23 protein-coding genes are annotated in these 26,900 nt (G+C 70.0%); 18 read left to right on the top strand and 5 right to left on the bottom strand.

The genetic code is table 11. The features are described from left to right. Positions 1 to 3 precede the first annotated feature (3 nt). Genes RKD20_RS08675 through RKD20_RS08655 form a run of 5 tightly spaced genes read left to right on the top strand, consistent with a single transcriptional unit; the run spans position 4 to position 7,163 of the window. The gene (locus tag RKD20_RS08675) at positions 4 to 3,693 is read left to right on the top strand and encodes a nitrate reductase subunit alpha (protein WP_424877196.1); all 3,690 of its coding nucleotides are present in this window, start codon (positions 4 to 6) and stop codon (positions 3,691 to 3,693) included. Continuing rightward, positions 3,693 to 5,396, top strand: a complete 1,704-nt coding sequence (gene narH / locus RKD20_RS08670; RefSeq protein ID WP_424877195.1) for a nitrate reductase subunit beta — start codon at positions 3,693 to 3,695, stop codon at positions 5,394 to 5,396. Before RKD20_RS08675 ends, narH begins: the two co-directional genes overlap by 1 nt. After that, positions 5,393 to 6,055: a nitrate reductase molybdenum cofactor assembly chaperone gene (narJ, locus tag RKD20_RS08665; RefSeq protein WP_424877194.1), complete on the top strand. Its 663-nt coding sequence runs from the start codon at positions 5,393 to 5,395 to the stop codon at positions 6,053 to 6,055. Before narH ends, narJ begins: the two co-directional genes overlap by 4 nt. Then, entirely contained in the window at positions 6,052 to 6,819 is a 768-nt protein-coding gene (narI, locus tag RKD20_RS08660; RefSeq protein ID WP_424877193.1) for a respiratory nitrate reductase subunit gamma, read from the top strand. Before narJ ends, narI begins: the two co-directional genes overlap by 4 nt. Beyond that, the gene (locus RKD20_RS08655) at positions 6,816 to 7,163 is read left to right on the top strand and encodes a cupin domain-containing protein (RefSeq protein WP_424877192.1); all 348 of its coding nucleotides are present in this window, start codon (positions 6,816 to 6,818) and stop codon (positions 7,161 to 7,163) included. The genes narI and RKD20_RS08655 overlap by 4 nt, the downstream gene beginning before the upstream one ends. Positions 7,164 to 7,325: 162 nt before the next feature. On the opposite strand, the gene RKD20_RS08650 is transcribed toward RKD20_RS08655, so the two are convergent. After that, the gene (locus RKD20_RS08650) at positions 7,326 to 9,005 is read right to left on the bottom strand and encodes a GAF domain-containing protein (protein WP_424883181.1); all 1,680 of its coding nucleotides are present in this window, start codon (positions 9,003 to 9,005) and stop codon (positions 7,326 to 7,328) included. Positions 9,006 to 9,327: 322 nt separating this feature from the next. Between RKD20_RS08650 and RKD20_RS08645 the strand changes: the two genes are divergently transcribed. The 10 genes from RKD20_RS08645 to RKD20_RS08600 all read left to right on the top strand — a co-directional run bounded on the left by RKD20_RS08645 (position 9,328) and on the right by RKD20_RS08600 (position 16,224). Continuing rightward, positions 9,328 to 9,465, top strand: coding sequence for a hypothetical protein (locus RKD20_RS08645; protein ID WP_424877191.1), 138 nt, complete (start codon positions 9,328 to 9,330; stop codon positions 9,463 to 9,465). Positions 9,466 to 9,739: 274 nt separating this feature from the next. Further along, a complete protein-coding gene (locus RKD20_RS08640; protein WP_424877190.1) occupies positions 9,740 to 10,153 on the top strand; it encodes an STAS domain-containing protein in 414 nt (137 codons plus the stop codon). 273 nt (positions 10,154 to 10,426) lie between these two features. Continuing rightward, positions 10,427 to 10,795, top strand: coding sequence for a hypothetical protein (locus RKD20_RS08635; RefSeq protein ID WP_424877189.1), 369 nt, complete (start codon positions 10,427 to 10,429; stop codon positions 10,793 to 10,795). Positions 10,796 to 10,957: 162 nt separating this feature from the next. Then, positions 10,958 to 11,533 (top strand): site-specific integrase, encoded by a 576-nt coding sequence (locus RKD20_RS08630; RefSeq protein ID WP_424877188.1) that lies wholly within the window; start codon positions 10,958 to 10,960, stop codon positions 11,531 to 11,533. A 38-nt stretch (positions 11,534 to 11,571) separates the two neighbouring features. Beyond that, positions 11,572 to 11,958, top strand: coding sequence for an HNH endonuclease signature motif containing protein (locus RKD20_RS08625; protein WP_424883180.1), 387 nt, complete (start codon positions 11,572 to 11,574; stop codon positions 11,956 to 11,958). 57 nt (positions 11,959 to 12,015) lie between these two features. Continuing rightward, positions 12,016 to 13,338, top strand: a complete 1,323-nt coding sequence (gene pcaC, locus RKD20_RS08620) for a 4-carboxymuconolactone decarboxylase (RefSeq protein ID WP_424877187.1) — start codon at positions 12,016 to 12,018, stop codon at positions 13,336 to 13,338. Positions 13,339 to 13,410: 72 nt separating this feature from the next. After that, positions 13,411 to 14,046, top strand: coding sequence for an MBL fold metallo-hydrolase (locus RKD20_RS08615; protein WP_424877186.1), 636 nt, complete (start codon positions 13,411 to 13,413; stop codon positions 14,044 to 14,046). 30 nt (positions 14,047 to 14,076) lie between these two features. Continuing rightward, positions 14,077 to 14,856 carry an exodeoxyribonuclease III gene (locus RKD20_RS08610; RefSeq protein WP_424877185.1) on the top strand — a complete coding sequence of 260 codons (780 nt, stop codon included), beginning with the start codon at positions 14,077 to 14,079 and terminating at the stop codon, positions 14,854 to 14,856. An 87-nt stretch (positions 14,857 to 14,943) separates the two neighbouring features. Beyond that, positions 14,944 to 15,351: a DUF6278 family protein gene (locus RKD20_RS08605; RefSeq protein ID WP_007385774.1), complete on the top strand. Its 408-nt coding sequence runs from the start codon at positions 14,944 to 14,946 to the stop codon at positions 15,349 to 15,351. 126 nt (positions 15,352 to 15,477) lie between these two features. Next, positions 15,478 to 16,224, top strand: coding sequence for an amino acid ABC transporter ATP-binding protein (locus RKD20_RS08600; protein WP_424877184.1), 747 nt, complete (start codon positions 15,478 to 15,480; stop codon positions 16,222 to 16,224). A gap of 170 nt (positions 16,225 to 16,394) precedes the next feature. Here RKD20_RS08600 and RKD20_RS08595 read toward each other — a convergent pair whose 3' ends face one another. Continuing rightward, positions 16,395 to 17,960 (bottom strand): CocE/NonD family hydrolase, encoded by a 1,566-nt coding sequence (locus RKD20_RS08595; protein ID WP_424877183.1) that lies wholly within the window; start codon positions 17,958 to 17,960, stop codon positions 16,395 to 16,397. A gap of 116 nt (positions 17,961 to 18,076) precedes the next feature. Next, a complete protein-coding gene (locus RKD20_RS08590; protein ID WP_424877182.1) occupies positions 18,077 to 18,838 on the bottom strand; it encodes a hypothetical protein in 762 nt (253 codons plus the stop codon). 144 nt (positions 18,839 to 18,982) lie between these two features. Here RKD20_RS08590 and ggt point away from each other — a divergent pair, with 144 nt between their 5' ends. Then, the gene (ggt, locus tag RKD20_RS08585; RefSeq protein ID WP_424877181.1) at positions 18,983 to 20,779 is read left to right on the top strand and encodes a gamma-glutamyltransferase; all 1,797 of its coding nucleotides are present in this window, start codon (positions 18,983 to 18,985) and stop codon (positions 20,777 to 20,779) included. Positions 20,780 to 20,830: 51 nt separating this feature from the next. Here the strand turns inward: ggt and RKD20_RS08580 are convergent, their stop codons facing one another. Then, on the bottom strand, positions 20,831 to 23,371 hold the full coding sequence (locus tag RKD20_RS08580) for an ATP-dependent Clp protease ATP-binding subunit (RefSeq protein ID WP_424877180.1): 2,541 nt from the start codon (positions 23,369 to 23,371) through the stop codon (positions 20,831 to 20,833). A gap of 173 nt (positions 23,372 to 23,544) precedes the next feature. After that, a complete protein-coding gene (gene map / locus RKD20_RS08575) occupies positions 23,545 to 24,312 on the bottom strand; it encodes a type I methionyl aminopeptidase (protein WP_424877179.1) in 768 nt (255 codons plus the stop codon). A gap of 32 nt (positions 24,313 to 24,344) precedes the next feature. On the opposite strand from map, the gene RKD20_RS08570 reads away from it, so the two are divergent. Both RKD20_RS08570 and RKD20_RS08565 read left to right on the top strand, forming a co-directional pair. Further along, the gene (locus RKD20_RS08570; protein WP_020119078.1) at positions 24,345 to 24,596 is read left to right on the top strand and encodes a helix-turn-helix domain-containing protein; all 252 of its coding nucleotides are present in this window, start codon (positions 24,345 to 24,347) and stop codon (positions 24,594 to 24,596) included. Between the two features lie 134 nt (positions 24,597 to 24,730). Then, positions 24,731 to 26,857 (top strand): hypothetical protein, encoded by a 2,127-nt coding sequence (locus RKD20_RS08565; RefSeq protein ID WP_424877178.1) that lies wholly within the window; start codon positions 24,731 to 24,733, stop codon positions 26,855 to 26,857. Positions 26,858 to 26,900 lie beyond the last annotated feature (43 nt).

Here is a 26,900-nt window from a genome sequence, read left to right as displayed (position 1 = left end):
GGCATGGACAGTGATCTGGCGGAGGCCCTGGTGCGCTCCCGCCGGTTCTTCACCCGGGCGGAGGTCTCCGACGACCTGCGCACGCTGCACCGCAAGGGCGGCCGGCAGGCGGACGAGTTCTATCGGGACCGCTGGTCGCACGACAAGGTGGTGCGCTCCACCCACGGCGTGAACTGCACCGGCTCCTGCTCGTGGAAGGTGTACGTCAAGGACGGCATCATCACCTGGGAGGCCCAGCAAAGTGACTACCCGTCCGTCGGCCCCGACCGCCCCGAGTACGAGCCGCGCGGCTGCCCGCGCGGCGCGGCCTTCTCCTGGTACACCTACTCGCCCACCCGGGTGCGCTACCCGTACGTCCGGGGCGTCCTGCTGCAGATGTACCGCGAGGCCAAGCAACGGCTGGGCGATCCGGTGGCGGCCTGGGCGGACATCGTCTCCGACCCGGAGCGCTCCCGCCGCTACAAGCGGGCGCGCGGCAAGGGTGGCCTGGTGCGGGCGAGCTGGGACGAGGCGACCGAGATGGTTGCCGCCGCGCATGTGCACACCATCAAGGAGTACGGGCCGGACCGGCTGGCCGGCTTCTCGCCGATTCCGGCGATGTCGATGGTCTCCCACGCGACCGGTGCACGGTTCTATTCGCTGCTCGGCGGCGTGATGCTGTCGTTCTACGACTGGTACGCGGACCTGCCGGTGGCCTCGCCGCAGGTGTTCGGCGACCAGACCGATGTACCGGAGTCGGGGGACTGGTGGGACGCCGGTTACCTGATCATGTGGGGTTCGAACCTGCCGGTGACCCGCACGCCGGACGCGCACTGGATGGCGGAAGCCCGCTACCGGGGCCAGAAGGTCGTCGCGGTGGCGCCGGACTACGCGGACAACGTGAAGTTCGCCGACGAGTGGCTGCCCGCCCAGCCGGGCACCGACGGCGCGCTGGCGATGGCCATGGGGCATGTGATCCTCAAGGAGTTCTTCGTCGACCGGACCACCCCGTACTTCACCGGCTACGTCAAGCAGTACACGGATCTGCCGTTCCTGGTCACTCTCGACGAGGCCGAGCACGAGCCGGGCACCTACGTGCCGGGCAAGTTCCTGACCGCCGCCGACCTCGGGGGCGAGGCTGCTGGAGCCGAGCACGCGGAGTTCCGGACCGTGCTGCTGGATGCGGCCACCGGAGAACCGGTGGTGCCGAACGGCACGCTGGGAGACCGCTACGGCGAAGCCGGGGCCGGAAAGTGGAACCTCGACCTCGGCGACACCGACCCGCTGCTGTCCGCCGAGGGCGGCGGCGAGGCACCGGTCGCGGTCGACCTGCCCCGCTTCGACGCCCCCGACGGGGGGTCGGGACGGCTGCGGCGGGGGGTGCCGGTGCGCAGGGTGGCCGGGCGCCTGGTGACCACCGTCTTCGACCTGCTGCTGGCCCAGTACGGGGTGGCCCGCGAAGGTCTGCCCGGCCGGTGGCCGTCTTCGTACGAGGAGGCGGAGGAGCCGTACACCCCGGCCTGGCAGGCCGCCATCACGGGCGTGGACGCGGACCGGGCGGCCCGTATTGCCCGGGAGTTCGCGGCCAACGCGGAGGAGTCAGGCGGCCGCTCCATGATCATCATGGGGGCGGGCACCAACCACTGGTTCCACTCCGACACCATCTACCGGGCCTTCCTCACGCTGACCACGCTCACGGGATGTCAGGGCGTCAACGGGGGCGGCTGGGCGCACTACGTCGGCCAGGAGAAGGTCCGGCCGATCACCGGCTACTCGGCGATCGCGACGGCCGCCGACTGGAACCGGCCGGCCCGCCAGATGATCCAGACGGCGTACTGGTACCTGCATGGGGACCAGTTCCGCTACGACCCGTTCTCCGCCGATACCCTCACGGCGGCCGGTCCGGGCACGGGCGGTCCGTTCGCTGGCAAGAGCACGGCGGACGTCATCGCGCAGTCGGCGCGGATGGGCTGGATGCCGTCGTACCCGACCTTCGACCGCAACCCCCTCGACCTGGCCGACGAAGCCGACACCGCGGGCCGCCCGGTCGCCGAGCACATCGTGGACGAACTGAAGGCCGGGCGGCTGCGGTTCGCCGGCGAGGATCCGGACGCACCCGAGAACTTCCCGCGGGTGCTGACCATCTGGCGGGCCAATCTGCTGGGCTCCTCGGCCAAGGGCAACGAGTACTTCCTCAAGCACCTGCTGGGCACCGACGCCTCGGTGCGCGCCACCGAGGCGCCGCCCGAGGCGCGGCCGAAGGACGTGGTGTGGCGCGAGGAGGCCCCTGAGGGCAAGCTCGACCTGCTGCTCACCCTCGACTTCCGGATGACCAGCACCACGGTCTTCTCCGATGTCGTCCTGCCGGCCGCGACCTGGTACGAGAAGCACGACCTGTCCAGCACGGACATGCACCCCTTCGTGCACGCCTTCAACCCGGCGATCGCCCCACCCTGGCAGACCCGCACCGACTGGGACGCCTTCCACACGATCGCGAAGGAGTTCAGCCGCCAGGCCGCCGGGCATCTCGGCGTGCGCAAGGATGTGGTGGCCGCGCCGCTGCTGCACGACACCCCGGACGAACTGGCCACCCCGCACGGTCGGGTGCGGGACTGGAAGGCGGGCGAGTGCGAGCCGGTTCCCGGCCGCACGATGCCCAAGCTGATCACGGTGGAACGCGACTACGAGGCCGTCGCCGACAAGATGGGCGCCCTCGGCCCCCTGCTGGACACTCTGGGCGCCACCACCAAGGGCGTCACCTTCAAGCTGGAGCGGGAGCTGGAGTACCTGCGGCACAAGAACGGCACCGTGCGCGGCGGGGCGGCCGACGGACGGCCGTCGATCGCCCGCGACGTTCACGCCTGTGAGGCGATCCTGGCGATGTCCGGCACCACCAACGGCCATCTGGCCACCCAGGGCTTCCACACCCTGGAGGCCCGCACCGGAACGCAGTTGGCGGACCTGGCCGCCGAGCACGAGGGCAAGCAGATCACCTTCGCCGACACCCAGGCCGCCCCGGTGCCGGTCATCACCTCACCGGAGTGGTCCGGATCGGAGACCGGAGGGCGCCGCTACTCCCCGTTCACCGTCAACGTCGAGCGTCTCAAGCCCTGGCACACCCTCACCGGCCGCCAGCACTTCTACCTCGACCACGACTGGATGACCGCGCTGGGCGAGCAACTGCCCGTCTACCGGCCACCCTTGAACATGCAGGCACTCTTCGACGAACCCCGAGTGGGGGAGGTCGGCGAACTCGGCGTGACCGTGCGCTATCTGACCCCGCACAACAAGTGGTCCATCCACTCCGAGTACCAGGACAACCTGTTCATGCTCTCCCTGTCCCGGGGCGGGCCGACGATCTGGATGAGCACCCAGGATGCGGCCAAGGTCGGGGTCAAGGACAACGACTGGATCGAGGCGGTCAACCGCAACGGCGTGGTGGCCGCCCGTGCGATCGTCTCGCACCGCATGCCGGAAGGCACCGTCTACATGCACCACGCCCAGGACCGCCTGATCGACGTGCCCCGCACCGAGACGACCGGCCGGCGCGGCGGCATCCACAACTCCCTGACCCGCCTGCTGATCAAACCGTCCCATCTGATCGGCGGCTACGCGCAGCTGTCCTACGCCTTCAACTACCTCGGCCCGACCGGCAACCAGCGCGACGAGGTCACTGTCATCCGCCGCCGCAGCAATCAAGAGGTGACGTACTGATGCGCGTCATGGCCCAGATGGCGATGGTGATGAACCTCGACAAGTGCATCGGCTGCCACACCTGCTCGGTCACCTGCAAACAGGCGTGGACGAATCGCACCGGGGTCGAGTACGTGTGGTTCAACAACGTCGAGACCCGGCCCGGCCAGGGCTACCCGCGCCGCTACGAGGATCAGGAGAAATGGCGCGGCGGCTGGGAGCTGAACAAGAAGGGCCGTCTCGCGCTGAAGGCGGGCGGGCGGTTCAAGAAGCTCATCACGATCTTCTCCAACCCGGTGCTGCCCACGCTCGACGACTACTACCAGCCCTGGACCTACGACTACGAGACCCTGACCAACGCCCCGCTGCAGGAGCACACTCCCGTCGCCCGCCCCAAGTCTCTGATCACCGGCAAGGACATGAAGATCTCCTGGTCGGCGAACTGGGACGACGATCTCGGCGGCTCGGCCGAGCACGGCGAGAAGGACGTGCTGCTGAACCAGGTCTCGGAGAAGATCAAGCTCGAATTCGAGCAGACCTTCATGTTCTACCTGCCGCGCATCTGCGAGCACTGCCTCAACCCGTCCTGCGCGGCCTCCTGCCCCTCCGGCGCCATCTACAAGCGGGAAGAGGACGGCATCGTCCTGGTCGACCAGGACCGATGCCGCGGCTGGCGGATGTGCGTGACCGGCTGCCCCTACAAGAAGGTCTACTTCAACCACCGCACCGGCAAGGCCGAGAAGTGCACCTTCTGCTTCCCCCGTGTCGAGGTCGGCCTGCCCACCGTCTGCTCCGAGACCTGCGTCGGCCGGCTGCGCTACATCGGCCTGGTCCTCTACGACGCCGACAAGGTGCTGGAGGCCGCCTCCACCCCCGACGACACCGACCTGTACGAGGCACAGCGGAAGGTCTTCCTCGACCCGAACGACCCAGACGTCATGCGTGAGGCAGAGAAGGCAGGCATCCCCCGGGACTGGGTCGAGGCCGCCCAGCGCTCCCCGATCCACGCCCTGATCAACTCCTACAAGGTGGCGCTGCCGCTGCACCCGGAGTACCGCACCCTGCCCATGGTCTGGTACATCCCGCCGCTGTCCCCGGTCGTCGACGCCGTCCGCGACATCGGCCGGGACGCCGAGGACCACCGCACCCTGTTCGCCGCCGTCGACGCCCTGCGCATCCCCGTCGACTACCTCGCCCAGCTGTTCACCGCAGGGGATCCGGCCCCGGTGGACGCGGTGCTGCGCCGCCTGGCGGCCATGCGCTCCTACATGCGCGACATCAACCTCGGCCGTGAGCCGGATGCGTCCATCCCGGAGGCGGTCGGGATGGGCGAGGAGCAGATGTACGACATGTACCGGCTGCTGGCGCTCGCCAAGTACGACGAGCGGTACGTCATCCCGCCTGCGCACGCCGAACAGGCCCACAAACTCGAGGAACTGGCCACCGAGTGCAGCCTGGACTACGAGGGCGGCCCCGGCATGGGCGGCTCCGGCCCCTTCGGCGAGACCTCCGGCGGCGCCGCCCCGATCGCGGTGGAGAACTTCCACGCCCTGCGTGACCGGCAGACCTCCGACACTGCGGCCACCCCTACCGACAAGGCCACCCGCGTCAACCTCCTCAACTGGGACGGCAAGGGCTCCCCGCCCGGCCTCTTCCCCGACCAACCACCCGGCGGCAGCGATGCCGGCGCGGACAACGGCGGGGAGGCCGAGCCGAAGCCATGAAAAAGAAGACCACGCGCGCAACCCGCCCCCACTCCTGGCACCCGCTCGCCTGGCAGGCCCAGTCCCTGCTGCTCGCCTACCCCGACGAGCAGTTCGAGCAGCGCCTCGCCCTGGCCCGTCGCGTCGCCGCCACCCTGCCGGACCCGGTCGCCCGCCCACTGCTCCGCTTCACCACACACGCCGAGCAGACCGCCCCCGCCGACCTGGCCACCACCTACGTCGCCACCTTCGACCACCGCAAACGCTGCTGCCTGTACCTGACGTACTACGCGCACGGCGACACCAGGAAGCGCGGCCTCGCCCTCCTGCGGCTGAAACAGACCTACGCCGCAGCCGGATGGCAACTGGGCGACGACGAACTGCCCGACCACCTCGCCGTCGTCCTCGAATTCGCCGCCACCGACCCGGAAACCGGACACGGTCTCCTCACCGGACACCGCGCCGGCCTGGAGCTGCTGCGCCTGGCCCTGAACGACGACGGCTCGCCCTGGGCACCCGTGCTGGATTCCGTCACGGCCACCCTGCCCGCCCTCGCCGGCGACGACCGCGAAGCCGTCCTGCGTCTCGCCGCCCAGGGCCCGCCCGAGGAACAGGTCGGCCTCGACCCGTACGCCTCCCCGGTGTTCCTGCCCGACCCCGTCGTAGGAGGTCCCCGATGACCGCGCCCGCGCAGCCCCTCACCCTGGCGGCCGAGGTCGGCACCGGCGGCATCCTGCTGTGGGTCGCCCTCCCGTACGTCGCCTTGGCCGTCTTCGTCCTCGGCCACGTCTGGCGCTACCGCTACGACAAGTTCGGCTGGACCACCCGCTCCTCCCAGCTCTACGAGAACCGCCTGCTGCGCATCGGCAGCCCGCTCTTCCACTTCGGCATCCTCGTCGTGCTCCTGGGCCACATCGGCGGCCTGGTCATCCCCAAGAGCTGGACCGAGGCGGCCGGCGTCAGCGAACACACGTACCACATCGGCGCGGTCGTCCTCGGCACGATCGCGGGCGTCGCCACCCTCGGCGGACTGGCCATCCTGATCTACCGCCGCCGCACCGTCGGCCCGGTCTTCTCCGCCACCACCCGCAACGACAAGGCCATGTACGTCTCCCTGGCCTTGACCATCGTGCTCGGCCTGTCCGCCACCGTGGCCGCGAACATCGTCGGCGGCGGCTACGACTACCGCGAGACCATCTCCCCGTGGTTCCGCAGCATCTTCTACTTCCAGCCCGACCCGGACCTGATGACCGGCACGCCGATCCTCTTCCAGCTCCACGCCATCAGCGCCCTGCTGCTCTTCGCGGCCTGGCCCTTCACCCGGCTCGTCCACATGCTCACCGCGCCCGTGGGCTACCTGACCCGCCCCTACATCGTCTACCGCAGCCGCGACGTCCAGCTCGGAGCCCGCGCGCCCCGCCGCGGATGGGAGCGCACCCGATGACCTCGACCCCGAACGACTCCGGAGCGGTCGTAGCCTTGCGCAGCCTGGGCCAGGACCTGCTGGCCGAGGCCCGCACCGTCAGCTCCGGGCGGGCCGCACGCACCGTCGTAGCCGCGCCCGGACTGCGAACCACGCTGCTGGCCCTGACGGCAGGACGTGAACTCGCCGAGCACCAGGCCCCCGGTGCCGCAACCCTGATCTGCCTGGCCGGCCGGGCCCGACTGGCCACCGCCGAGCGAGAATGGGATCTGCAGGAGGACGTCCTCGTGGCCATCCCCGATCAACGTCACCGGCTTATCGCCGACAGCGACACGCTCGTCCTCCTCACCGTCCGGCTGGACTGACAAGGCGACCGCGCCGAGCGGCAAAAGCTGCAGGATCAGGTCCAGCACGGCGCCGGTGACGACGGCCAGGACCGCCCGTCCGCCGGACTTGATCCCGTCCGGCTGCGGCAGGACGTACACGATCGGGCCCACCGCGATCGGAATGATCGCGCTCTACGGGGCTCAGGCCACGGAGAGGGGCACTGTCCATTCCACGATGGTGCCGGTGGGATCGTTCGGCTTGAGAATGAAGCTGCCCCCGAGGTCGGCGGCGCGCTGGCGGAGATTGTCGAGGCCACTGCGGCGGTTGACGGCCGGGTCGATGCCGGTTCCGTTGTCGGCGACGCGCAGGCGGACCCGGGTGCCGTCAGTCTCGGCGGTGATCTCGACGGCGGTGGCGTGTGCGTGCCGGGCGGCGTTCGACAGCGTCTCGCGCAACACCGCCAGCAGGTGCTCGGCATGGTCGGCGGGCACGTCGGTGTCCAGCAGGCCGGTCATGCGCAGGGCGGGAGCGAATCCGAGTACGGCGGCGGCCCGGTCGGTCTCGGCCAGCAGCTTCGAGCGCAGCCCGCCGCGCCCGTCGGAGCGGTCGCGCTCACGCAGGGCGTAGATCGTGCCGCGCACGGTCTTGATGGTGTCGTCGAGGTCGTCGACGACCCTCTGGACCCGCTCGGCCACCTCGGGCCGGTCGGACACCCGGCCGAGCACCGAGTTCAGGGTCAGCCCCGAGGCGAACAGCCGCTGGATCGCCAGGTCGTGCAGGTCGCGGGCAATGCGGTCGCGGTCGGTCAGAACCAGCAGGTGGTCGGCCTCGCGCCGGTGCTCGGCGATCTCCAGAGCCAGCGCGGCCTGGTCGGCGAAACTGCTGATCATGGCCATGGTGGTGTCCGAGAACTCCGCGCCGCCGGGCAGGTTGGCGACCTGCAGGACCCCGCGCACGTGCTCGCCACCGCCCAGAGGGAGCAGGAACCCGGGCCCCAGGCCGATCTGCGCCGCGGAGCCGCCCCCGGACTGAGGTTCGTCGGACAGCGCACCGCTGGTGATCCGCTCGTTGGAGAGGTGGACCTTCGCGGCCAGCGTGGTAACCGGCAGTACCAGCCCACGGACCTGCTCGGCACCTTCACCGTCTGCGGCCTCGATCACCAGCTCTTCGCCGCCGTCGAACGGCACCGCCAGCGTCACCAGATCCGCTCCGGACAGAGCCCTGACGGTCGAGGCAACCTTGTACAGCACCTCGTCCGGGTCGGTGCCCGACAGCAGGCTGCGGGTCAGGTCACTGCTCGCCGCCAGCCACTGCTCCCGGCGGCGGGAGTCCTCGTACAGGCGGGCGTTGTCGATCGCCACGCCGGCCGCGGCCGCGAGCGTGCGCAGCACCGCCTCGTCGTCCTCGTCGAACTCGGCCCCGCCGCGCTTGTCGGTCAGGTACAGGTTGCCGAAGACCTGGTCACGCACGCGCACCGGAGCTCCGAGGAACGTCGTCATCGGCGGATGCCCGGCGGGGAAGCCCACCGAGTCGGGGTGGCCGCCCAGATCGGTCAGGCGCAGCGGCTCCGGTTCGCGGATCAGAAGCCCAAGGATGCCCTGGCCCTCGGGATAGTGGCCGATCGTGCGGATGGTGTCCTCGTCCATGCCGACCGTGATGAACTGCCGGATCTTCCCTTCCTCCCCGAGCACGCCCAAGGCCCCGTACTGGGCGTCCACAAGAGTGACCGCGGACTCGGTGATCCGCCGCAGCACCACGTCGAGATCCAGATCGGAGCCAATGGCGAGGACCGCGTCCAGCAGCGTGTGCACCCGGTCTCGCGTCGCGCGAACCTGTGCGACTTGGGCTTGCAAGCCCTCCAGCAGCTCATCCAGCCGCAACTGGGGCCCCGCGGGGCCGCCCTTCCGCCTCTGCGCCGGACTCTCCGCCACTCCCGCTCCTCCCAGAAAAGGTGCCGCTGGCACCCTCCCATCATGCCTGAACGGCCCTGTCGGCACTCGAACGCATGTGTTAAATGCGGTGGTCCCGGCTACGGAGATCCTACGGCCCTGCGCCGTGCGTGACCCAGGCGCTACGTATGGCCAAAACCTGCCCGCCTCAGAACCCGGCCGCCGTCCGCTCGGATACCGGCCTCCCACCAGATCATCAGGGCAAGTGCCCTCGCGCCGGGCGGGGTCCTGGGGTTGTCATGGCAGATAGTCCTTGGGCCCCGCTGACGGCCAGATCCTCGGCCTCGGCCCGTGCGCGCCCTTCATGCTGCACGGCGTGCCGAGCCAGGAGCGGGCCCGCGAGCTCGCCGCTGCCTTTCACGCGGCCCTCTATGTGACCTGGAGCCGCTGATGCGCGCCGTGCCCGATACAGACCGGGATGCGTAGCCGCGCAGAGGGAAGCAGGGGAGTCGACCTGACTGCTGGTGACCCGTGTCTGGCCTTGTATTGCCTGCGCTGCCTGCCGGTCTGGAGACCGTCGGAGCGTCATCCGATGCGGTGTACCGGCCAACTGCGGGGCCAGCCGCCGGTCGCGGCGATAGGCTCAACACTGAACTATGGCGAGACCTAGACGGTGAGGGAAGCTGTGGAGGACACGTCCTCAGTCGTGACGACCCGCTTGGGCCATGGCCCGGGTCGGCGGGGCAACGGGTCACCCCTCCCAGCCCTGGTTCCGTGAGCGGTTCACCCACCCGGTCACCGACGTTGACGGGTTTCTCATCCTGGATCTGTCGGGGGCGTCGTTCTGTGACTCGGTTGGGCTCAGCGTGCCGCAGGCGGCCCATCGTCAGGCCGACGCCGCCGGAGTGGTGCCGGCCTGTGCGCTGCCGCCGCTGCGAGCCCTGCTGGCCATGACCGAAGCGGATCAGATGCTGCGGATCTTTGACACCGTCACCGATGCGGAAAGCGGTGGTCAGCGGCTGAACTGCCTTCCCGTCCTCGTGATCGGCAGGCAGGCCGACGAGGGTGCGGAGCGTGAGGTAGGCGTCCGCCGGATGCCGCAGCGGCGTGTTGTTTCGCGAGTATCCGAGGGGTCTTGAGGGTTGGGCCGTGATCAGAGTCCGCTTCTGAACCCAGAATGCGCAGCACCTCCCCAGTGAAGGCCAGGGAGGCGCGTCGGCGGGGCGTTCGCGGAACGGTCACTGTGACCGCCCCGCGAACACCTCCAACGAGCCGCTACTCCCCGCCGCTTCTCCGCTACCCTCTCGACGGCGTTCTCGCCGACGGCGGTCGCCCCTGCCTTGTCGCTGATCTCGGGGTAGTCCCGGGCCAGCGTCTGCAGGACTCGCGAGTACCACGACGGGTCAGCCGCCGTGTCCATGAACTTGGCAGCGGGATCGCTGCCTGCCGGGCCGCGGGCAGGTTCAGTTCGGGTCTGTGCTGAGGTCAAGTGCCGGGGCGATCATCGCGAAAGCCTCGCAGGCCGCATTGTCGGCGCTGGTGCCGACCGCGCCCATCGACCAGGTACATTCGGCACGCTCAAGGAGGCGAAGGCCGAATATGCGCGCATCACTAACCGCCGCCAGGAAGGGACGCTCGTACCGCCGAATAAGGTCACCGAGAATGAGCTTGATCGGTGGCTGGCTATGAAGGCCCAGGATCTGGAAGAAACCACCATCTACAACTACCAGATCACCCTGGACCGGGTGCGCGGGATGTTGGGTAATATCCGTCTTCAGTAACTCACTGAAGAAGACGTAGAGGAGTGGATGCACTGGTCTCTGAAGCACGGGCGTGTACGCGGCGGTAAGGCCGGCACTCCGCTGGGAGTGACCAGCGTGGACATGAGTCCTGCTCGCCTGAAGGACGCTCTGAACCGAGCGGTGACACGTCGGTTGGTGCCTATGAACGTGGCCCAGCATGTGGCGATTCCGCGTAGGGCACGCAAGGAAGAGCGGAAGAACAAGCAGGAGGTGAAGCCCTGGAATGTCCAGGAGGTTCAGGCATTCGTTCTTGGCATCAGGGGAGGACGGCTCTACGCTCCACTTCTGCTATCTCTCATGGGTCTGCGTCCGGCTGAAGTCTGCGGACTCCGGTGGGAAGACGTCGAACTGGACAACGCCACGATCACCATTGCCAACACGCGCACGATGATGGGCAACCGGTACGTGGTGGAGAAGGACACCAAGTCTTTGGCAGGTGAACGAGAGCTCCCGTTGCCGGCTCCGGTGCTGGCCGCTCTCAAGTCGCTCAAGGCCCTCCAGTCCAAGGAGAAGCTGGCTCTGGGTGAGGCATACGTAGAGTGCCTCACGTACCTGGCCAACAACGGCGTGCCAGATCACATCCTTGCGCGGTGGGCCGGACACACGAATGCGAAGACCACCGAGAAGTGGTACGTGAAGCCGGACGTCGAGGATCTTCGCGGGGCCGCCACAATGTGGGACGGCTTGCACGGGGATGCGATAGAGGGGCAAGCGTGAGCCAGTCGGTCTACCAGCCGAGCGACTTGCCAAGCCGTATGGCCGGCGAGATCGAGGCGGACCCGGAGTCCGGCTGCTGGTTGTGGACCGGTAGCTGTAACCGGGATGGCCCGTCACGCTACGGCACCGTTTCCTACCAGAGGAAGACGCAACTCGTTCACCGCGTGGTGTTCAAGCTGCTGGTTGGGGAGATCCCGAAAGGCTTTCAGGTGAGTCACGCCGAGCCACGGGGGTCCCACCACACTCGATGCTGCAACCCGCATCACCTGGAAGCCGTGACGAGGGAGGAAGCTCTTCGACGCCGAAAGGGCATGCGCCCGCAGAACCCAGTGTCGACACGGTTACGAGTACCCGCCGGAGAACACGTACCTGGACCTCCGAGGGGTTCCGGCAGTGCCAAACCTGCCGTAGCGAGAAGAACATGAGCCGTTAGGTTGGGACCGGCCATGTGAGATCTCGTGAGAGATGAGAGGGTCTGACGGGTGAGCGAGACACCACCGAACACCCTCCAATACCGCTTTGACGGGCCAGAACACGCCCCGGTCCTGATCTTGGCGCCTTCACTGGGTACCACATGGCACATGTGGGACCGCCAGGTCCCCGAACTGGTCAAGCAGTGGCGCGTCTTCCGGTTCGACCTGCCGGGGCACGGCGGCGCGGCCGCCTACCCGGCGGGTTCGGTCGGCGACCTCACCGACCGGCTGCTCGCCACGCTCGACCGGTTCGGGGTGCAGCGCTTCGGCTACGCGGGCTGTGCGCTCGGCGGTGCGGTCGGCATGGAGCTGGCGCTGCGCCACCCGGAGCGGCTCGCCTCGCTCGCGCTGATCGCCGCCTCGCCCCGCTTCGGCACGGCCGACGAGTTCCGCCAGCGCGGGGTGATCGTACGGACGAACGGGCTCGATCCCATCGCCCGTACCTCGCCCGACCGCTGGTTCACCTCGGGGTTCGCCGCCGCCCAGCCCGCGATCACCGAGTGGGCCGTGCAGATGGTGCGCACCACCGACCCCGGCTGCTACATCGCGGCCTGCGAGGCGCTGGCCGCCTTCGACGTACGGGCCGACCTCGCGAGCGTCGGCGTGCCGACCCTGGTCCTCGTCGGCTCCGACGACCAGGTCACCGGTCCCGCAGAGGCCCGCACTCTGGTCGCGGGCATCCCGGACGCCCGCCTCGCCGTGGTGCCCGGTGCCTCCCACCTGGTGCCGGTCGAGCAACCCGCCGCCGTCACCGACCTGCTCGTCAGACACTTCTCCACCGCCTGGCAGCCCGCCTTCGACTCCAGCACCGGCCAGACCGCGATCCCCGGCGCCCCGATCAACCCCGTCAACCCGGCCCTCATGGCCGCGCCCCCGCACGCCGCGCCACCGCACCCGGTGCCCATCGCCGAGATCGCCCCGGCCGCCCCGGCCCCTCAGTCGGCCGGCCGCGCCGATCCGTACGACACCGGCATCAAGGTGCGCCGCGAGGTGCTCGGCGACGCGCACGTCGACCGGGTACTGGCGCAGGCCGACGACTTCTCGGCCGACTTCCAGGAGCTCCTCACCCGCTACGCCTGGGGTGAGATCTGGGACCGGCCTGGGCTCGACCGCCGTTCCCGCAGTGTCGCCACCCTGACCGCGCTGGTCGCGGGCGGACACCTGGACGAGCTCGCCTCGCACACCCGGGCCGCCCTGCGCAACGGCCTCACCCCCTCCGAGATCAAGGAAGTGCTGCTCCAGGCGGCCGTGTACTGCGGAGTCCCGGCGGCCAACAGCGCTTTCAAGGTGGCCCAGCAGGTCATCCGCGAGGAGACCACCCCCACCGAGTGATCGTCTGAGGCGGGTGGCCAGAGCACCTGGCTGTGCTGCCCGTTCGCGCGGGACGGGAGGCAGGATGGACCCATGAAGCTCACCAAGATGTCGCATGCCTGTGTCCGTCTGGAGAAGGACGGACAGACGCTCGTCCTCGACCCCGGGACCTTCAGCGAGGAGGACGCAGCCCTCGGGGCGGACGCGATCCTCGTCACACACGAGCACCTGGACCACTTCAACGAGGAACGGCTGCGGAAGGCCCTGGACGCCAACCCGGCCGCCGAGATCTGGACCCTGAGGTCGGTCGCCGAGAAGATCACGGCCGCCTTCCCGGGGCGTGTGCACACCGTCGGCCACGGCGACACGTTCACGGCCGCCGGGTTCGACGTGCAGGTCCACGGCGAACTGCACGCGGTGATCCACCCGGACATCCCACGCATCACCAACGTCGGCTACCTCGTCGACGGCGGCAAGGTCTTCCACCCCGGCGACGCCCTCACCGTCCCCGACCACGCCGTGGAGACGCTGATGCTCCCGGTCATGGCCCCCTGGAGCAAGATCTCCGAGGTCATCGACTACGTCCGTGAGGTCAAGCCCCAGCGCGCCTACGACATCCACGACGCCCTCCTCACCGACCTCGCCCGCCCGATCTACGACAACCAGATCGGCGCCCTCGGCGGCGCGGAGCACCTGCGGCTGAAGCCGGGGGAGAGCACGGCTCTGTGAGTGTCAGTGCCGCCCGGTAGGTTGTGAGGCATGCGCATCGCGACCTGGAACGTCAACTCGATCACCGCTCGTCTCCCGAGGCTGCTGGCCTGGCTGGAGAGCACCGGCACCGATGTGCTGTGCCTCCAGGAGGCCAAGGTCGCCGAGGAGCAGTTCCCGTTCGACCAGCTGCGCGAGGCGGGCTACGAGGCGGCGGTCCACGCGACAGGGCGGTGGAACGGCGTGGCGGTGATCTCCCGGGTGGGCCTGGAGGACGTGGTCAAGGGCCTGCCCGGCGATCCCGGCTACGACGGCGCCCCGGAGCCCCGTGCCATCTCCGCGACCTGCGGCCCGGTCCGCGTCTGGTCGGTCTATGTGCCGAACGGCCGCGAGGTCGACCACCCGCACTACGCCTACAAGCTCCAGTGGTTCGAGGCCCTCAAGGCCGCCGTCGCCGGTGACGCGGCGGGCAGCCGGCCCTTCGCGGTCCTGGGCGACTACAACGTGGCGCCGACGGACGACGACGTCCACGACGTGGCCGCCTTCGAGGGTCTCACCCACGTCACCCCGGCCGAGCGCGCCGCCCTCGCCTCCCTGCGCGAGGCGGGCCTGTCGGACGTGGTCCCGCGGCCCCTCAAGTACGACCACCCGTTCACGTACTGGGACTACCGCCAGCTGTGCTTCCCCAAGAACCGCGGCATGCGCATCGACCTGGTGTACGGCAACGAGTCCTTCGCGAAGGCCGTCACCGACGCCTACGTCGACCGTGAGGAGCGCAAGGGCAAGGGCGCGTCCGATCACGCGCCGGTGGTCGTGGATCTGGACGTCTAGGTCTCAGGGCACCCTGTGCGAGGCCTTCGGGAAACCACGGCCGCGCGCCTGTGGTGCATGCGGCCGGGTGAGTGACACGCTGGGTGTATGAAGATCCCTTTTCTGGGCGGCTGGAGTGAGAAACCGGGGACCCGCGACCCCGAGGGCATCGCCGAACTCCTCTCCGAGTGCGAGCTCCTGCGCTCCCACGCCTCCCGTTCGGGTGTCCAACTGGACGACACGGCGGCCTCGTTGGAGGCGCTCGACCAGCTGGTGCCGGGCTGGCGGGACGACGAGGAGATCCTGCTCTGGCTCGGTAACGACGCCGGGCTCTATCTGGGCACGGTCATCGTACGGACCGTCCCCGGGGCGGCGTGGGATCTGCGCTCGGACGGCCAGCCCGTGATCCGGCTGCAGTCGGGGCGTGAGTTCGACGTCGTGGCCTCCGGTCACGAGTGGGCCGCGAGCGGGGTGCCCGAGTTGTCCCAGCTCTACGCGGAGGTCGCCGAGGAGTGAACCCATGGCCGTAAGCGCGGCGTAAATACGGCTAATGATCGAAAAGTGCGTGTCGTTCCTCAAGTGCGATCTTGCCTCGATAAGTTGCGGCAACCACGACACAGCTGAGAGTGAGTAGGGCTGGGCATGGCCGTCGTCGATCCGTTGATCGAACTGCGTGACGTCAACAAGTACTACGGGGAGCTGCATGTCCTGCAGGACATCAACCTCACCGTCGGCAAGGGGGAGGTGGTCGTGGTCATCGGCCCTTCGGGGTCGGGCAAGTCCACGCTCTGCAGGACGATCAACCGCCTGGAGACCATCAAGTCCGGTTCCATCACGCTCGACGGGCAGCCGCTGCCCGAGGAGGGCAAGGCCCTCGCGAAGCTCCGTGCCGAGGTCGGCATGGTCTTCCAGTCCTTCAACCTGTTCGCCCACAAGACGGTCCTGCAGAACGTCTCGCTGGCCCAGGTCAAGGTCCGCGGACGCAAGAAGGACCAGGCCGACCAGCGCTCTCGTCAACTCCTCGACCGGGTGGGCCTCGCCGACCAGGCCGACAAGTACCCGGCCCAGCTCTCCGGCGGTCAGCAGCAGCGCGTGGCCATCGCCCGCGCCCTCGCCATGGAGCCCAAGGCCCTGCTGTTCGACGAGCCCACCTCGGCCCTCGACCCGGAGATGATCAACGAGGTCCTGGAGGTCATGCAGCAACTGGCCCGGGAGGGCATGACCATGGTCGTCGTCACCCACGAGATGGGCTTCGCCCGCTCGGCCGCCAACCGCGTGGTGTTCATGGCCGACGGCCGCATCGTCGAGGACCGCGCCCCCGACGACTTCTTCACCCACCCGGACAGCGAGCGCGCCAGGGACTTCCTCTCCAAGATCCTCAAGCACTGAGGGAGGCGACGGCCATGTCTTCGAGCCTCGACTACGATGGTCCGCTCACCCCCATGGTGACGGCGACCGTGCCTCCAGGGACGCTGCTGCCTGGTGGGGGTCCCCCCACGGCCTCTCAGCCGTAGGGGGCAGCAGTCACAGAGCCCTACCCGCCCGGCGCCGGCCGGAGATCACTGCTCGCGCAGCGGAATCGACACGTACGACGGGTCGTTCGCCGGCGAGGAGAAGGTCAGCTGAGCGCCGGACGGGTTGTGCTCGATGTAGAGCGGGTCGACCGTGTCGACCACCAGCGCCAGACGGTGCCCCGCCGGGACGTCGTAGGCCGTGGAGAACAGCTGCAGGTCGACGCCGAACGGCTTCCCGGGCGTCTGCCCGTGGAAGGTGAAGGGCGCGTTGGAGACCAGCTTGCCGAGGCCGAGCGGCCCCACGTCGTACAGGTAGGCGACGAGGGTGCCGCTCTCCTTGGTGGGGGTGACCGTGGTGTGCAACTTCGCGGTGCCGCGCACCTGTTGGGCGGTCCGGTACTTCTCCGACTGCCATACGGCGGCCCAGCGGCGGGGGAGCAGGGGGATCGAGGCGACCGGGGGAGCCTGGGCGATCTGGTCGAGGATGCTGGACAGGAAGACGATCCCGCCGTCCGCGCCCGAGTCCACGTTGGTGTGGATCGTGGTGGTGCCCGAGAGAGCGATCTTCTTGCGGGTCGCGGCGATCGACTTCCAGTCCGGGTACCCCTCGTAGCCGCCCCCGGACCGGGACTTGAGCTGGACCGGCTGCTCACGGTCGATGCCGTTGTCCGCGCCCTTGAGGTAGTGGTCGAACCAGCGCCCGGTGTCCGTCCACACGTCGTTGGGAAGGCCGAACAGTCCGGTCAGCTCGGCCGTGGCGTGGTCGCCGGGGCGCAGCTCCAGTCTCTTCGGGCCGGACAGCTTCTCGTAGAAGTCCGCGTACTGGTTGGGGGAGAAGACCGTGTCGCCCCACGCGTTGGCCATCATGACCGCCGCGCCGTTCTGGTTCAGTTGGTCCACGTATGTGGCGGCCGAACGTTTCTTCCCCCAGTCGATCATCTCCTGTTCCTTCGACAGGTTCGACGCGTAGAAGTTGTCGAAGATCTGCCGGACTTCGGCGCTCTGGCGGCCGGTGACCAGGCTCGCGCCGTCCAGCACGGCGGCGGCCTGGACGTGCTGGGTGCGGCCGGAGTAGATCGAGTCGATCAGGTCGGCCCAGCCGCTGAGGGCGGCCACGGCCTTGACGCGCTTGTCGTGCGCGGCGGCGAGCAGGCTGATGCCGGCGCCGTAGGAGACGCCCGCCAGGCCGATGTGCTGGGCGTCCGCTGGGGTGTTGGCGAGCGCCCAGTCGATGACCTTGGACGCGTCGGCGGTGTCGGGCGGGCCCGCGACTTCTATCTCCCCGCCCGACTGCCAGAAGCCCCGGACGTTGTAACTGACCACGATGTATCCGGAGTTGGCGAGCTTCTGGGCCTGGGCGAGGTACTCGACCTGGGGCAGCCCCCAGCTCGTGGGCAGGACGAGCAGCGGGTAGCGCCGAGAACCGTCGGAGCCGGCGGGTGTGATGACGTTCGCCTTGAGTACGGTGCCACCGTCACCGGTGATGTCCACGAAGCGGACGGCGTCCGCCGCCTGGGCGGTGGGGGCGAGTCCGAGGGCGCTACCGGCGATCAGAGTCGCGGAGACGGCGCCCACGGTGGTCGTACGCAGGGCCTTGCGAGGGTGTCCCACGGGTCACTCCCTACTCGTGTCAATGCAAAGTGACCAGACGGTAACCTCGACGCTTTACCGGAGGTAACCCGTCGGTAAGTTACGTGGGAGTAACGATTGTTGTGGTGTGAATCAATTCAGGAGGCGCGGTGGGAGTTGCGTGGAGCCGCAGGCGTCGGCAGTGGCGTCTGGGCCGCGCGCGTCACGTCCGCGACCAGTTCGGCGACATCGGGGCCGTACGCCTGTGAGTTGACCACCTTCAGCAGGAGGACGAAGGAGTTGTCGCCGTACTTGCGGAACAGCCGCTCGTGGTTGCGGGCCAGGTAGCGGGTCGCGGCCTGGTTGGTGATCGCGGTCTGACCGCAGAACAGGAAGACGGGCCTGGTCAGTCCGGGCTGTCCGGCGGTGAGACGGGCGAGCAGCGTGTACTCGGACACCCCCTTCTCCAGGAGGTAGCGCTCGCTGCCGATCTGGTACGTCATGCGGATCGGGCCGGGTTCCGACGGATCGACTTTCACCAGCACCCCGGGCAGCATGGCGGCAATGTGCGCCATCATGCGCCGGTTCGACGTGGGGCCGCCGACACAGAACTCCGTGCGCTCCCCGAAGCCCTGCCGGGCCGCGTCCTGGGTGATCACCTCAGCGTGTGCGCCGCAGTCCTTGATGAGGGCGGAGAGTTCGAGCAGCGCGAACACGTCGTAGCGGTGCACCGCGAGTTCGGTGCTGCCCGCGTCCCGGTTCACGACCAGCAGTGACTCGGAGTTGTCCGGCAGCCCGAAGAACGCCTGCTTGCGGCGGAGTTTCCGCTTCCACAGGTACGTCCGGGCGAGCCAGCCGAGCGCGGCGCTGATGCCCGCCGCCACCACACCCAGGACGATGTTGCGCACGTCGTCATTCATGTGCGCGCATGCTAGCGGGCCGACACCGCTGGTACGTACCGGTGTTCGAAGTGTGGCATTCGCATGACACCTGACCCGAAGAGGGGTGTCGGGGCCACGGCGATGTGGTTACGCTGCGCGGACGGTCCTGGACTGGAGGTACGGATGCGTCGCCCTGTCGCACGGAAACTGTCGGTGCTGGCGGTCTCGGCCGCCGTGGTGTCGGTGGGGGCGGCAGCACCGCCGCAGGCCACCTCGACACCCGGGAAAGTACCCGTCGCCGTCGGCTACGGCGGCGCCGTCTCCAGCGTCGACGCGGACGCCTCCGCCGCCGGCATCGAGGTGCTGAGGAAAGGCGGCAACGCGGTGGACGCGGCCGTCGCCACCGCCGCCGCGCTGGGCGTCACCGAGCCGTACTCCTCCGGCATCGGCGGGGGCGGCTACTTCGTCTACTACGACGCCAAGTCCCGTACGGTCCACACGATCGACGGCCGGGAGACGGCACCGCTGACCGCCGGCTCCGACCTGTTCCTCGAGAACGGCAAGCCGCTCGCCTTCGCCGACGCCGTCAGCAGCGGGCTGAGCGTCGGCACCCCGGGCACGCCCGCCACCTGGGCCACGGCGCTGGGCCGGTGGGGCAGCAGACCGCTCGGCAGCGTCCTGAAGCCGGCCGAGCGGATCGCCCGGGACGGGTTCACGGTCGACGACACGTTCCGCTCGCAGACCGCGTCCAACGAGACGCGGTTCCGGTACTTCCCGGACACCGCGAAGCTGTTTCTGCCCGGCGGGCAGCTGCCGGTCGTCGGCTCCACCTTCAAGAACCCCGATCTCGCCCGCACCTACCAGGAGTTGGGCCGCAAGGGCGTCGGCACGATCTACCACGGCGACCTCGGCGACGACATCGTCGACACCGTGAACCATCCGCCGGTGAACCCGAGTTCGGGGTGGAACGCCCGTCCCGGGGACCTCTCCGAGAAGGACCTCGCCGCCTACCGGGCCAAGCTCCAGAAGCCCACCAAGACCTCCTACCGCGGGCTCGGCGTCTACTCCATCGCGCCCTCCTCCTCCGGCGGCACGACGGTCGGCGAGGCCCTCAACATCCTTGAGCACACCGACCTTTCGAAGGCCAGTGAGGTCCAGTACCTGCACCACTACATCGAGGCCAGCCGGATCGCGTTCGCGGACCGGGGGCGCTGGGTCGGCGACCCCGCCTTCGAGGACGTACCGACGAAGGGGCTGCTGTCGCAGAAGTTCGCCGACTCGCGGGCCTGCCTGATCAAGGACGACGCGGTGCTCACGAGTCCGGTGGCGCCGGGAGACCCGCGGCACCCCGGGGCCTGCACGGCCCGGGGCACCGCGGCTCCGACGACGTACGAGGGTGAGAACACCACGCATCTGACGGTGGCCGACAAGTGGGGGAACGTCGTCTCGTACACCCTGACCATCGAGCAGACCGGTGGCAGTGCGATCACCGTTCCCGGGCGTGGGTTCATTCTCAACAACGAGCTGACGGACTTCTCCTTCGCTCCCGCCAACCCGGCCGTCCACGACCCGAACCTGCCCGGGCCCGGCAAGCGGCCGCGGTCCTCGATCTCGCCGACGATCGTGCTCGACCGGCACAACCAGCCTGTGGTCGCGCTGGGTTCGCCCGGTGGGGCGACCATCATCACCACCGTGCTCCAGGTGCTGACCGAGTTCGTCGACCGCGGACTGCCGCTCGTGGACGCGATCGCGGCGCCTCGGGCGAGTCAGCGGAATGCTGCGCAGACCGAGCTGGAGCCGGCGTTGTACAGCAGTGGGGAACGGTCCCAGCTGGAGGCCATCGGGCACTCGTTCAAGCTGAATCCGGAGATCGGGGCGGCGACGGGTGTGCAGCGGTTGCCGGGTGGGAAGTGGCTCGCGGCTGCTGAGACCGTTCGGCGGGGTGGGGGATCTGCGCAAGTGGTGTACCCCGCGCCGTAGTCGTCCTCAGGCGCGTGGGGGCTCGTCGCGCCCCGCGGCGGAGCCGCAAATCTATACAGCCCCGCGCCCCTGAGGAGTCCGCGTGAACGTCAGACTGCCTGCCTCCGTGTCCACCGTCACCGTGTCGCCCTCGGCGATCGTGCCGTCCAGCAGGAGGCGGGACAGCTGGTTGTCCACCTCCCGCTGGATGGTGCGGCGCAATGGACGGGCGCCGTACTCCGGCTGGTAGCCGCGTTCGGCCAGCCAGTCTATGGCCGCGTCGGTGAAGTCGACCGTGACGCCCTGGGCGTGGAGCAGGCGGCGGGTGCGTTCCAGCAACAGCTTCGTGATCTCGCGCAGTTGCTCTCCCGTCAGCTGGCGGAAGACCACGATCTCGTCGATGCGGTTCAGGAACTCCGGGCGGAAGTGCTCGCGCAGGGGGCGCAGGATCCGTTCCCGTCGGGCCTCCTCGTCCGCGTCGGTGCCGCCGGGCCCGAAACCGATGCCCGCGCCCCGCCGGGTGATCGCCTCCGAGCCCAGGTTGCTCGTCATCACGATCACCGTGTTGGTGAAGTCGACCGTGCGGCCCTGGGAGTCGGTGAGCCGTCCGTCGTCGAGGACCTGGAGGAGGATGTTGAAGACGTCCGGGTGAGCCTTCTCCACCTCGTCCAGGAGGAGCAGCGAGTACGGGTGCCTGCGGACCACCTCGGTCAGCTGGCCCGCCTCCTCGTGGCCGACGTATCCGGGCGGGGCGCCGACCAGGCGGCTGACGGTGTGCCGCTCCTGGTACTCGCTCATGTCCAGACGGACCATGCGCTCCTCGCTGCCGAACAGGGACTCGGCGAGGGCGCGGGCCAGTTCGGTCTTGCCGACGCCGGTCGGGCCGAGGAAGAGGAAGCTGCCGATCGGCCGGTCAGGGCTCGCGAGGCCGGCCCGGGAGCGCAGGACGGCGTCCGAGACGACCCGTACGGCCTCGTCCTGGCCGACCACCCGCTCGTGCAGGTGCCGCTCCAGGCCGAGCAGCCGGTCCTTCTCCTCCTCGGTGAGACTGCTGACCGGGATGCCCGTCAGCCGGGACACCACCTCGGCGATGGCCTCCACGGTGACCTCCAGGTGCTGGCCCTCGTCGGCCTCGTCGCCCCCGGCGGCCTCGCCGATCCGCTGCTTCAACTCGGCGATGCGGTCACGCAGTTGGGTTGCCTGCTCGTACTGCTCGGCGGTGACCGCCTGATCCTTGTCCAGGGTCAGTTGCTCGACCTCGCGCTCCAGGGCCCGTACGTCCGTGCCCTTGGTCCGCGCGCGAAGGCGTACCCGTGCCCCCGCCTGGTCGATGAGGTCGATCGCCTTGTCCGGCAGACGGCGGTCGGGGAGATAGCGGTCGGACAGCTCCACGGCGGCCACCAGCGCCTCGTCGGTGTAACGGACCTGGTGGTGGGCCTCGTAGCGGTCGCGCAGCCCGCGCAGGATCTCGATCGCGTCCGCCGGGGTGGGCTCCGGGACCAGGATCGGCTGGAAGCGGCGGGCCAGGGCCGCGTCCTTCTCGATCCTGCGGAACTCCTCCAGGGTGGTCGCGCCCACGATGTGCAGCTCGCCGCGGGCCAGGGCGGGCTTGAGGATGTTGCCGGCGTCCAGGGAGCCGCCCTCCCCGCCCCCGCCCGCGCCGACGACCGTGTGCAGTTCGTCGATGAAGACGATCAGCCGGTCGGAGTTGTCGCGGATCTCGCCCACGATGTTCGTCAGGCGCTCCTCGAAGTCGCCCCGGTAGCGGGTGCCCGCGACCACCCCGGTCAGGTCGAGGGCGAAGACCCGACGGCCGATGAGCACGTCGGGCACGTCCCCGTCGACGATCCGCTGGGCCAGTCCCTCCACGATGGCGGTCTTGCCGACGCCCGCGTCTCCGATGAGCACCGGGTTGTTCTTGCCACGCCGGGACAGCACCTCGATGGTCTGCTCGATCTCCTCGTCCCGGCCGATCACCGGGTCGATACGGCCCTGACGGGCCAGGTCGGTGAGATCGCGGCCGTACTTGTCGAGAGTGGGCGTACTTGTGCCGCGCGGTGCCTCACCGCTGTGCTGCCCGCCGTCCGGGGCCGTCTCGGGAGGCAGACCGGTGGGGGCGAACCGGGCCGAGTTGAGGATGTGCCCGGCGGCCGAGTCGGGGTTCGCGGCCAGGGCGCTGAGCACGTGCTCCGGGCCGATGTAGCCGGCGCCCCGGGCCCGGGCCAGCTCGTGCGCGTCGAGCAGGGCGCGCTTGGCGGCCGGGGTGAGGGACAGCGACGTGGGGGGAGGGGCCTCCTCCGGCTGGTGCTGGACCGGGCCGGAGCGTTCGTCGATCTCCGAGGCGAGCGAGTCGGGATCGGCCCCGGCCCGGCTCAGCAGCGTCCGGGTCGGCTCGGCCGCGAGCGCGGCCCGCAGCAGGTGCTGGGTGTCCAGATCCCGGCTGCCGTGTTCGGCCGCGTACTGCGCGGCGCCCCGCACCAGCTCTCTGGCCGGCTGGCTCAGCAGCTGGCCGATGTTGATCTGGCGGGGGCCTGGACGCGGCCCGCCGAAGAAACGGGCGAGGAACTCTCCGAAGGCGTCGTAGCCTTCCGATCCGCTGAATCCGCTGGTCATGGGCGTTCCCATCCGGCATCCCCACGCGGGCCGGGGACAACCTCGCTGATCGACGTGCCGGGGCCGGGTAACCCGGGTGTCAGCCGGTTACACCTTCGCACGGATGGGGGAATGGGGCACATTCGACGGTCGGCCGGGAACGCCGGTTCGCCAGCCCCCGTCGAGGGGGCCGCTCAGCGTGCCGTCAGGACGCGTGGTCCCGCGTCGGTGACGGCCACGGTGTGCTCGGTGTGTGCCGCCCGCGAGCCGTCGTTCGTCTTCAGCGTCCAGCCGTCCGGCGCCGTGTGGTACTCGTCCGAGCCGCCCGCGATGAGCATCGGCTCGATCGCGAGCACCATGCCGTGCCGCAGCGCGAGCCCCCGCCCCGGGCGCCCCTCGTTCGGCACCGGCGGGTCCTCGTGCATACGGCGGCCGATGCCGTGGCCGCCGAAGTCGTCCATGATGCCGTACCCGGCGTCCCGGCACACCGTGCCGATCGCGTGCGCGATGTCGCCGATGCGGTTGCCCACGACCGCGGCCGTGATCCCGGCCGTAAGCGCCCGCTCCGCGGTCTCGATCAGCCGTACGTCGGCGGCGCGCGGCCTGCCCACCGTGAAACTGATCGCCGAGTCACCGGCCCAGCCGCCGAGTTGGGCACCGCAGTCGATCGAGACGAGGTCGCCGTCGCGCAGCCGGTAGCCGTCCGGGATGCCGTGCACGATCGCGTCGTTCACGGACGCGCAGATGACGGCGGGGAAAGGTGTGGAGGCGAACGAGGGGCGATAGCCGAGGAAGGGCGAGGACGCCCCGGCCTCCCGCAGCACCCCACGCGCCACCTCGTCCAGCTCCAGCAGGGAAACACCCACGTCAGCGGCCTCTCGTACGGCGGTCAGGGCGCGCCCGACCACCTGTCCCGCCTCGTACATGGCATCCATCGATGTGTCCGTCTTCAGCTCCACCATGCCAATTACTATACCGGTATTAGAATGGGGGCATGGTGCGCACCCCTCTCACTCCCGAAGAACACGAACGCGGCGAGCGGCTCGGCCGGCTGCTGCGCGAGGCCCGCGGTGGCCGCAGCATGGCGGAGGTCGCGGCGAGTGCCGGGATCTCCCCGGAGACCCTCCGGAAGATCGAGACCGGACGGGCTCCGACCCCGGCGTTCTTCACGGTGGCCGCGCTCGCCCGGGCGCTCGGGCTGTCCATGGACGAGCTGGCCGGGCTGTGCGAGTTGGCGGGCGTGTGACGCGAGTTCGCTCAGCGGCGGTGTGCGCGCCATGAGGCTCCTGCTGCGCCTTTGAAAACTGTCCGTAGCCCGTTCGTAACACTGCTGGTGTTGCCTTACGGACCGGAGTGCTCCGGTCTAACGGGAGTTGAGCGATGGCAGTGGATCAACTCCCGGGTCGGATGCGGGAGTTCGTGGCCTACCTGGACGGTGTGCTCGCGCGCCTGGATCAGGGCGCCGGTTGGTGCGCGGTGTTCTGGCAGCGCGACCCGGACGGTATGCAGGCCTGCCTCGACGGCCGCGAAGTGCCGCCGTGGGACGTGGTCGAGTCGCTTCTGCAGGACCTCGCGGTGGCGTACGGCCCGGAGGCGGCCCACGCCGAGGCGGACCGGGCCCGCCCCCTGCACGCCGCCGCCCAGGCCGCCCACGACGCCCGCCCCGGCGGCCGGGACGCCCTCGGTGACCGCTTCGACGTGATGCTCCGCGAACAGCGCTACGCCGCGGAGCGCCAGGCCGAACTGGGCCGCCGCCTCGCCGGCGCCACCACCCAGGAGGAGGCCGACGCCATCCGCCTGGACCTCGCCTGGGCCCGCGACGACCATGAACGCGCGGTACGCCGTTGCGCCGAACTCCAGTCCCGGATGGCCGAGTTGGACCACCGCACCTTGGACAACCAGGCCCGGGCGATCAGGCGGGGGCAGGTCGCGGACGGCGGGGTGTTCCGGGAAGGGCACGGGGACGGGGCCCGGGGCGACCGCGGTTGGGGGGATGCCGGGGGCGGCGGACACGCAAGAAGGGACGTCGGTCGCGAGGCCGGCCCCGGAAGCACTGAGTTCCCGAACATCCCGCAGCAGCGCGATGCCGCGCCGGCGACTGACGCCGAGGCGCCCCACACCGGACACGCCCCGCAGTGGGCCGGCCCCACCGAGGCCGCCCGCTCGGGACACGCATCCGGACACGCCTGGGCGGACTCCTCCGGAGCTGCGCCACATCGCGCCGATACCGCGGAAGCCGCTCGCTCGGCCCCCGCCCCGCAGCCTTCCGCCTGGGTGGACGCTTCGGGAGACGTGTCTCGGCGAGTTGGTGCCGCGGAAGCCGCTCGCTCGGCGCCCGCTCCTCAGTCTTCCGTCTGGCCGGATTTTTCCGGAGACGTGGCAGGGCGCTCCGGTGCCACGGAAGCCACCCGCTCGGCCCCCGCCCCGCAGCCTTCCGCCTGGGTGGACGCTTCGGGAGACGTGTCTCGGCGACCCGGTGTCGCTGGAACGGCCCGTCCGGGTTACCGCCCGCACCCGATGGCCCCGGTCGATGCGGACACCCCCGACCACGCACCCCAGCGTCCTGGCCCCGCGGAAGCCGCCCACTCCGGACACGCCCCTCACCAGTACCGCCAAGCCGACGGCCCCCACACGGCCCACGGCCCCCACCAGCACCGCCAGGCAGACGCCTCCCCCACGGCCCACGCCCCGTATCAGCAGGCCCCCGACCGCACACCCCCATCCGACATCGACCCCCCGCAACAACCCACCCCCACCGCCCCACCGCCGGAGGCAAAGCGCAAGCGCCGCCGCGGCGGTGCCCGGTTCGCCGGTGCGGTCGAGGAGGACGGCGCCCCCGTCGTCGTACCCCCGGCGGCCGTGCCCGAGCTGCCCACCGCGCCCGTGGCGAAGGGGCGGACCCCGCGCGGGGCCCGTTTCGCCGGGGCCGCGGAGGTGCCGGCGGCGGGTCCGGGGCAGGGGGCCGAGGCGTTGGACGCGGTGGCGCGGCGGGAGACCGCCGATACGGTCGCGACGCTGGTGCGGCTGCGCTCGGAGGGGCGTACCGGCGAGGCGCACGGCGTGCTCGTCGAGCTCGCCCACTGGCCCGCCGACCGTTTCCCGCTGCTCGCCGCGGAGCTTCAGCACGCCGGGCTCGGCGCCGACTGGGCCTCCCTGCTGTGGGAGGCCGCGTCGCTGCCCGCCGACCGGCTGGTGGCCGCCGCCGACGCGCTGGTCGCGGCAGGGCGCGGCGCGGACGGGGAGCAGATCCTCAGGCAGGGCGTCGCCCGGCCCGCCGGCGAGATCGGCACGGCCGTGCTCGGGCTGGTCGCCGAGGGCCGCCGCCGCGAGGTCACCGCGCTCCTCGACGCCTACGTCCGCGTCCGCGCCCCCGAGGAGGCCGCCCGCAGCGCCGAACCCGGCCCGGGGACCCTCGTACCGCTTCTCCTGGCGGCCGCGCGAGGCGTCTCGGACGAACGGCACTGGGATCTGGTGCACGCCCTGCGGGTCGCCGGATTCTCTGCCTGACAGGTCCCCCACAACCGCCCTGACCGGGCACATCACTCCTCCA

It is taken from the genome of Streptomyces sp. SLBN-8D4, assembly GCF_049739545.1.
In the GTDB taxonomy this organism is placed as follows: domain Bacteria; phylum Actinomycetota; class Actinomycetes; order Streptomycetales; family Streptomycetaceae; genus Streptomyces; species Streptomyces canus_C.
Note: the sequence above shows the minus strand (reverse complement) of the source record. Positions and strands in the feature narration are given on the sequence as shown.

What these genes read in the sequence shown, in the direction of transcription:
- RKD20_RS08625 (WP_424883180.1), top strand. Translation starts at nt 11,572, where the DNA reads ATGGCCGGCGAGATCGAGGCGGACCCGGAGTCCGGCTGCTGGTTGTGG.
- RKD20_RS08600 (WP_424877184.1), top strand. Translation starts at nt 15,478, where the DNA reads ATGGCCGTCGTCGATCCGTTGATCGAACTGCGTGACGTCAACAAGTAC.
- RKD20_RS08640 (WP_424877190.1), top strand. Translation starts at nt 9,740, where the DNA reads ATGGCCCGGGTCGGCGGGGCAACGGGTCACCCCTCCCAGCCCTGGTTC.
- RKD20_RS08630 (WP_424877188.1), top strand. Translation starts at nt 10,958, where the DNA reads ATGAACGTGGCCCAGCATGTGGCGATTCCGCGTAGGGCACGCAAGGAA.
- RKD20_RS08675 (WP_424877196.1), top strand. Translation starts at nt 4, where the DNA reads ATGGACAGTGATCTGGCGGAGGCCCTGGTGCGCTCCCGCCGGTTCTTC.
- RKD20_RS08615 (WP_424877186.1), top strand. Translation starts at nt 13,411, where the DNA reads ATGAAGCTCACCAAGATGTCGCATGCCTGTGTCCGTCTGGAGAAGGAC.
- RKD20_RS08605 (WP_007385774.1), top strand. Translation starts at nt 14,944, where the DNA reads ATGAAGATCCCTTTTCTGGGCGGCTGGAGTGAGAAACCGGGGACCCGC.
- map (WP_424877179.1), bottom strand. Translation starts at nt 24,312, where the DNA reads ATGGTGGAGCTGAAGACGGACACATCGATGGATGCCATGTACGAGGCG.
- RKD20_RS08580 (WP_424877180.1), bottom strand. Translation starts at nt 23,371, where the DNA reads ATGACCAGCGGATTCAGCGGATCGGAAGGCTACGACGCCTTCGGAGAG.
- narH (WP_424877195.1), top strand. Translation starts at nt 3,693, where the DNA reads ATGCGCGTCATGGCCCAGATGGCGATGGTGATGAACCTCGACAAGTGC.
- ggt (WP_424877181.1), top strand. Translation starts at nt 18,983, where the DNA reads ATGCGTCGCCCTGTCGCACGGAAACTGTCGGTGCTGGCGGTCTCGGCC.
- RKD20_RS08590 (WP_424877182.1), bottom strand. Translation starts at nt 18,838, where the DNA reads ATGAATGACGACGTGCGCAACATCGTCCTGGGTGTGGTGGCGGCGGGC.
- RKD20_RS08655 (WP_424877192.1), top strand. Translation starts at nt 6,816, where the DNA reads ATGACCTCGACCCCGAACGACTCCGGAGCGGTCGTAGCCTTGCGCAGC.
- narJ (WP_424877194.1), top strand. Translation starts at nt 5,393, where the DNA reads ATGAAAAAGAAGACCACGCGCGCAACCCGCCCCCACTCCTGGCACCCG.
- RKD20_RS08565 (WP_424877178.1), top strand. Translation starts at nt 24,731, where the DNA reads ATGGCAGTGGATCAACTCCCGGGTCGGATGCGGGAGTTCGTGGCCTAC.
- RKD20_RS08570 (WP_020119078.1), top strand. Translation starts at nt 24,345, where the DNA reads ATGGTGCGCACCCCTCTCACTCCCGAAGAACACGAACGCGGCGAGCGG.
- RKD20_RS08610 (WP_424877185.1), top strand. Translation starts at nt 14,077, where the DNA reads ATGCGCATCGCGACCTGGAACGTCAACTCGATCACCGCTCGTCTCCCG.
- narI (WP_424877193.1), top strand. Translation starts at nt 6,052, where the DNA reads ATGACCGCGCCCGCGCAGCCCCTCACCCTGGCGGCCGAGGTCGGCACC.